At 72.3% G+C, this 4,585-nt stretch carries 4 protein-coding genes; all 4 read left to right on the forward strand.

What is annotated here, in order from left to right; translation table 11 throughout:
- Positions 1–93 precede the first annotated feature (93 nt).
- Positions 94–1,053, forward strand: coding sequence for an ABC transporter permease (locus ACWEVO_RS30765; protein WP_452310967.1), 960 nt, complete (start codon positions 94–96; stop codon positions 1,051–1,053).
- Positions 1,050–1,973 carry an ABC transporter permease gene (locus ACWEVO_RS30770; RefSeq protein WP_452310968.1) on the forward strand — a complete coding sequence of 308 codons (924 nt, stop codon included), beginning with the start codon at positions 1,050–1,052 and terminating at the stop codon, positions 1,971–1,973. The genes ACWEVO_RS30765 and ACWEVO_RS30770 overlap by 4 nt, the downstream gene beginning before the upstream one ends.
- Positions 1,974–1,986: 13 nt before the next feature.
- Positions 1,987–4,077: an ABC transporter ATP-binding protein gene (locus ACWEVO_RS30775; RefSeq protein ID WP_452310969.1), complete on the forward strand. Its 2,091-nt coding sequence runs from the start codon at positions 1,987–1,989 to the stop codon at positions 4,075–4,077.
- The coding region (locus ACWEVO_RS30780; protein ID WP_452310970.1) for a copper homeostasis protein CutC at positions 4,074–4,585 on the forward strand (512 nt) is incomplete at its 3' end. The genes ACWEVO_RS30775 and ACWEVO_RS30780, both read left to right, overlap by 4 nt.

Raw genomic sequence — 4,585 nt, forward strand, 5'->3', positions numbered from 1 at the left:
AGCGCCAGCCCCACCCCCACCCCCTCCGCGCCCCCCCCCGGGCCCCCCCCCCCCCCCCCCCGGGGCCCCGACCGGGGAGGAGGAACCGCCCACGTGGTCCGGTACCTCATCACGCGCCTGGGCCAGGCCCTCGTCGTCGTCGTGATCGTCACGGTGATCGCGTTCCTCATCCTGCATCTGCTGCCCGGCGGCGCGGCACGGGCCACGCTCGGCAAGGAGGCGACGCTGGAGCAGTTGGCGGCGTTCAACCACGCGATGGGCTACGACCGGCCCTGGATCCAGCAGTACGGCATGTACGTGCAACGCCTGCTGCACGGCGATCTCGGCTACTCGTACCAGCTCAACCAGTCGGTCGTCGAGGCGATCAGCCAACGGCTGCCGAAGACCATGGTGCTGTCGCTGCTGTCGACCCTGCTCGCCATCGTGCTGGCCGTCCCGCTCGGCGTCATCCAGGCGGTACGCCGCAACCGGTGGCCCGACTACGCCATCACCTCGCTGTCGCTGCTGGCGTACGCCACGCCCATCTTCTTCATGGGCCTCATGATGATCATCCTGTTCTCGCAGGTCTGGCCGATCCTGCCGCCGGAGGCGCCGCAGGGCTTCACGGTCGCCGAGGTGCTCGCCGATCCGGCCGGGCTGGTCCTGCCCACCGTCACGCTCGCCATCGTCACCATCGCGGTCTACTCGCGGTACGTCCGCTCCGCCATGGTCGACAACCTCAACGAGAACTACGTCCGCACCGCCCGCAGCAAGGGCCTCTCCGAGCGGCGGGTGGTGTTGCGCCACACGCTGCGCAACGGGCTGTTCCCGGTCATCGCGCTGCTCGGGATGTACCTGCCCGCGCTGTTCAGCGGGGCGCTGGTCGTCGAGTCGTTGTTCAACTTCCCCGGCATGGGGCAGCTGTTCTGGCAGGCGGCGCTCAAGCGCGACTTCCCGATCCTGCTCGGTGTCACCGTCATCATCTCGATCGCGACGGTCGTCGGCGCGCTGATCGCCGACCTGCTCTACGCCGCCGTCGATCCCCGGGTCCGACTCGGTGGGAGCAAGTCATGAGCACACTCTCCGCGGCGGTCCGCCCCGGCACCGCCCCCGACCAGCCGGCCGACGCGGCCGAGACGCCGGTACACGGCCTCTGGCGGCAGGGTCTGGTCGTCTTCTGCGAGAACCGGCTCGCCCTGGTCGGCCTGGCCCTGTTCATCCTGCTGGCCGGCATCTGCTTCCTCGGCCCGCTCTTCTACCACACCGATCAGGTGCACACCGACCTCATGGCCGTGCATCTGGCCCCCGGCGAGCAGGGGCATCCACTCGGCACCGACGGGGTCGGCTACGACCAGCTGGGGCGGCTCATGCTCGGCGGGCAGACCTCGATCATCGTCGGGCTCGCCGCCGGGATCCTCGCCACCGCCCTGGGCACCCTCTGGGGCGCCGTCGCCGGGTTCGTCGGCGGCTGGGCGGACGCGGCGATGATGCGGGTGGTCGACGCGATGATGTCGATCCCGTCGCTGTTCCTCTTCATGCTGCTGGCCGCCATCGTCACCCCGAGCGTGCCGATGCTCATCCTAATCATCGGCGCCTTCGCCTGGCTGGGGCCGGCCCGCCTGGTCCGGGGTGAGGCACTGACCCTGCGCTCCCGGGAATACGTCCAGGCGATGCGGGGCATGGGCGGCACCGGCGGCCGTGCCGTACGCCGGCACATCGTGCCGAACGCCATCGGAACGGTGATCGTCAACGCCACCTTCCAGGTCGCCGACGCCATCCTCTACGTCGCGTACCTGTCCTTCCTCGGCCTCGGCGTCCCGCCGCCGGCCGCGAACTGGGGCGGGATGCTCTCCGACGGCCTGGCGGACACCTACAGCGGCCACTGGTGGCTGCTGTACCCGCCGGGAATCGCCATCATCCTCATCGTCCTCGCCTTCAACTTCATCGGCGACGGGCTGAGGGACGCCTTCGAGGTCCGCCTCCGGCGGCGCTGAGCAGGAGCAGAACATGAGCGAATCGACCCTCCAGCCCCTGCTGGAGCTGCGGGATCTCGACACCGACATCGCGCTGCGCCGCGGCACCGTGCACGCCCTCGACGGCGTCAGCCTCCAGGTCATGCCGGGGGAGACCCTCGGCGTCGTGGGCGAGTCCGGCAGCGGCAAGACGATGACCGCCCTGTCGGTCATGGGTCTGCTGCCGTCCGGCGGCCGGGTGTCCGGGGGACAGATCCTCTTCGAGGGCCGCGACCTGCGCTCGCTGCCCGCCGACGAGGTACGGCGGATCCGTGGCGTCCGGATGGGCATGGTCTTCCAGGACCCGCTCACCTCCCTCAACCCGACCATGCGCATCGGGGTACAGGTCGCCGAGCCGCTCCGGGTGCACCAGCGAGTCGGCAAGGCGGAAGCCCGCGAGCGGACCATCGAGATCCTGCGCCGCGTCGGCATGCCGCGACCCGACCGGATCGTCGACAACTACCCGCACGAACTCTCCGGCGGGATGCGGCAACGGGTCGCCATCGCGATGGCCCTGGTCTGCTCCCCGCGCCTGCTCATCGCCGACGAGCCGACCACGGCCCTCGACGTCACCACCCAGCGGCAGATCCTCGAACTCATCGACGACCTGCGGGAAGAGTTCGGGATGGCGGTCATCCTGGTCACCCACGACCTGGGGGTGATCGCCGGCCGCGCCGACCGGGTCGCCGTCATGTACGCCGGACGGGTGGTGGAGACCGCTGCCACCGAGCAGTTGTTCCGCTCCCCGCGGCACCGCTACACCGAGGCGCTGCTGGAGGCGCTCCCGGAGTCGGCGATCCGGGAGACCGGAGCGCACGCCCGGCTCTACAGCATCCCGGGGCTGCCGCCGGACCTGTCCCGGCCGCTGACCGGCTGCCGGTTCGCGCCCCGCTGCCGGCACGTCACCGACGAGTGCCGCAGCAGCGAGATCCCGCTGTCCGCGGGCGCGCACCAGCACGCCTGCCTGCACCCGGTGCCCGCGGCACCGGCCGCACCGGTCACCCTGCCGACACCGGTACGGGTGGCGCCCGCGCCGGAGCCGGCCGGCCCGACCGCCGGAGCCGGCGAGCCGGCGGCGACCCCCGTCCTGTCGGTGCGGGGGCTGGTCAAGAACTACGCGGCGCACGGCCGAGGGCTGCTGCGCCGGACCGCCGGCGAGGTGAGCGCGGTGGCGGGCGTGTCGTTCGACGTCGGTCCGGGGGAGACCTTCGGGCTGGTCGGCGAGTCCGGCTGCGGCAAGTCCACCGTCGGCCGGCTGGCCGTCGGACTGGAGCGGCCGACCGCCGGCCAGATCCTGCTGGACGGCGCGGACCTCGCCGGCCTGGCCGGCCGGGAGCGCCGCCGCATGCACCGGCAGGTCCAACTGATGTTCCAGGACAGCTACGCCGCGATGAACCCGCGGATGCGCGTCGACGCCATCCTCGCCGAACCCCTGGAAATCCAGAAGGTGGGCGACGGGCCGGCGCGGCGGGCCCGGATCGCCACCCTGCTCGACCAGGTCGGGCTGTCGCGGCGGGTGCTGGAGCGCTACCCGCACGAGTTCTCCGGCGGCCAGTTGCAGCGCATCGGGCTGGCCCGGTCGCTGGCCCTGCAACCCCGGCTGATCGTCGGCGACGAGCCGGTGAGCGCGCTGGACGTGTCGATCCAGGCGCAGGTCCTCAACCTCATGCGGGACCTGCAGCGCGAACTCGGCCTGGCGTACGTGTTCATCAGCCACGACCTGTCGGTCGTCGACTACATGGCGGACCGGATCGGCGTCATGTACCTCGGCAAGCTCGTCGAGGTCGGGCCCGCCCGGGAGGTCGTCCGGGCCGCCCGGCATCCGTACACGCAGGCGCTCATCGACGCCGTCCCCTCGATCACGCCGAACGCCGCGACCGCTCGTGACGGCGCCACCATCCGGGGCGAGCTGCCCAGCGCGTTGAACCCGCCCACCGGGTGCCGGTTCCGCACCCGCTGCCCCCTCGCTCAGGAGATCTGCCAGACCGAGCCGCCGCTGGCCGGTGACCGGCACCAGGTGGCCTGCCACTTCCCGCTGCGTCCCGAGTCGCCGGCGGCGGCCGCACCCGTCGGGGCGGCCGTATGACCACCGTGGAGATCTGCGTGAGTGACGCGCCGACCGCCCTCGTGGCGGAGGCGGCCGGGGCCGACCGGCTGGAGCTCTGCGCCGATCTCGGTCAGGGCGGCACCACCCCCAGCCTGGGGACGGTGGCGGTGGCCCTGCGCACATTGCGCCGGGTGGGGCTACGGGTCATGATCCGTCCCCGGGGCGGCGACTTCCGGGTCAGCGAGATCGAGGAGCAGGTCATGCTCGCCGACATCGATGCCGTCCGCGCCCTGCCCAACCCGCACCGGATCGAGGTCGGGGTGGTGGTCGGTGCGCTCACCACCGACGGCGGCCTCGACCTGCCCGTGCTGCGGCGCCTGATCGAGGCGGCGGGACCGCTGCCGGTGACCGTGCACAAGGCCTTCGACGAGGTCGGCGACCAGCTCCGGGCGATCGATCAGATCATCGACCTCGGGGCCGACGCCGTGCTCACCTCCGGCGCGGCGCCCACCGCGCTGGCCGGCGCCGCGCGGATCGCCGCGCTGCG

Source organism: Micromonospora sp. NPDC003776 (assembly GCF_053605645.1).

Excerpts from the sequence above, each read along its gene's own strand:
- ACWEVO_RS30770 (WP_452310968.1), top strand. The coding sequence starts at position 1,050 with ATGAGCACACTCTCCGCGGCGGTCCGCCCCGGCACCGCCCCCGACCAG.
- ACWEVO_RS30775 (WP_452310969.1), top strand. The coding sequence starts at position 1,987 with ATGAGCGAATCGACCCTCCAGCCCCTGCTGGAGCTGCGGGATCTCGAC.